Below are 2,110 nucleotides of genomic sequence, written 5' to 3'. Positions count from 1 at the left end.
CGTTACCAGCTTTATCTGTCGTGGTTACTGACGCGTGAACGCTATCTTTACTGGCTGATGCCAAAGTTGCGCCATCAACTTGAGCTGTCCAAGTTAAATCAGCATTAACTGTAGCCGTACCTAAGACTTTACCATCCACTGTCAGATGAACAATATCGCCCGCTTTAACGTCTTTATCTACCGTACCTGAAACAGCAACTTTCCCTTTGGCTTCGGTTGCATTGATGACATCATCATCAGCGATATTGGTAATGGTTATAGCGGCATTGATGTCAGTATCAATACTATAGGCATGATTAGTTTCAGCAGTCGCAGAGTTACCCGCTTTATCTGTCGTAGTTACCGACGCATGAACACTATCTTTAGTTGCATTTTCTAAGGTCGCACCGTCAACTTGAGCAGTCCAAGTCAGATCTGCCTTAACTGTAGCTGTGCCCAGAACTTTACCATCTACAGTCAGGTGAACAATATCGCCCGCTTTAACGTCTTTATCTACCGTACCTGAAACAGCAACTTTCCCTTTGGCTTCGGTTGCATTGATGACATCATCATCAGCGATATTGGTAATGGTTATAGCGGCATTGATGTCAGTATCAATACTATAGGCATGATTAGTTTCAGCAGTCGCAGAGTTACCGGCCTTATCTGTCGTAGTTACTGATGCGTGCACGCTATCTTTGCTGGCAGAAGCTAAAGTAGCTCCATCAACTTGGGTCGACCAAGTCAGATCAGCCTTAACGGTGGCCGTACCTAAGTCTTTGCCATCTACCGTTAAATGAACGATATCTCCGGCTTTAACGTCTTTATCTACCGTACCTGAAACGGTGACTTTATCTTTTGCTTCCGCAGCGTTAATCACATCATCGTCAGCTATATTAGTAATGGTAATAGTGGCAGCGATTTGGGTATCAATTGAATAAAGATGATCGGTTTGCGCAGTAGCTGAGTTACCCGCTTTATCAATGGTGGTTACTGACGCGTGCACGCTATCTTTAGCTGCATTTTCTAAGGTCGCACCATCAACTAGTGTCGACCAAGTCAGATCTGAATTGACGGTTGCTTTACCTAGATAATTACCGTCCACTGTCAGATGAACAATATCACCCGCTTTTACATCAGCGCCAACCGTACCTGAAACAGCAACTTTCCCTTTGGCTTCGGTTGCATTGATGACGTCATCATCAGCGATATTGGTAATCGTGATAGCTGCAGCGATTTCAGTATCAATATTATAGATATGATCGGTTTCTGCAGTAGCTGAGTTACCCGCTTTATCTGTCGTAGTTACCGACGCATGCACGCTATCTTTAGTTGCATTTTCTAAGGTCGCACCATCAACTAGTGTCGACCAAGTCAGATCAGCCTTAACCGTTGCTGTGCCCAGAACTTTACCATCTACGGTCAGGTGAACAATATCGCCCGCTTTAACATCAGCGCCAACGGTACCTGAAACAGCAACTTGACCTTTAGCTTCGGTTGCATTAATCACATCATCTTCAGCAATCTTGATAATGGTAATTTCAGCATCAATTTTAGTATCAATACTATAGATATGATCGGTTTCTGCAGTGGCTGAGTTACCGGCCTTATCTGTAGTGGTTACTGACGCGTGAACGCTATCTTTACTGGCAGAAGCTAAAGTTGCTCCATCAACTTGAGCCGTCCAAGTCAGATCTGAATTGACGGTTGCTTTACCTAGATAATTACCGTCCACTGTCAGATGAACAATATCACCCGCTTTAACGTCTTTATCTACCGTACCTGATATAGCAACTTGGCCTTTAGCTTCGGTTGCATTAATCACATCGTCTTCAGCAATCTTGGTAATGGTAATTTCAGCATCAATTTTAGTATCAATACTATAGATATGATCGGTTTCTGCAGTAGCTGAGTTACCGGCCTTACCTGTAGTGGTTACCGACGCATGCACGCTATCTTTAGTTGCACTCTCTAAAGTTGCACCATCAACTTGAGCCGTCCAAGTCAGATCAGCATTAACGGTAGCCGTGCCTAAGTCTTTGCCATCTACCGTTAAATGAACGATATCGCCGGCTTTAACGTCTTTACCCACCGTACCTGAAACAGCAACTTTCCCTTTGGCTTCGGTTGT

At 44.1% G+C, this 2,110-nt stretch carries 1 protein-coding gene; it reads right to left on the bottom strand.

Annotation, left to right across the window (positions count from 1 at the left end; genetic code table 11):
• Positions 1-2,110 (bottom strand): Ig-like domain-containing protein (locus tag JCM15074_RS23315; protein WP_037470145.1); only part of this gene is annotated, 2,110 nt, incomplete at both ends.

The sequence above is a fragment of the Shewanella marina JCM 15074 genome, assembly GCF_000614975.1.
Lineage (GTDB): Bacteria > Pseudomonadota > Gammaproteobacteria > Enterobacterales > Shewanellaceae > Shewanella > Shewanella marina.
The sequence above is the reverse complement of the archived record's forward strand: the minus strand, read 5'-3'. Positions and strand labels throughout refer to the sequence as shown.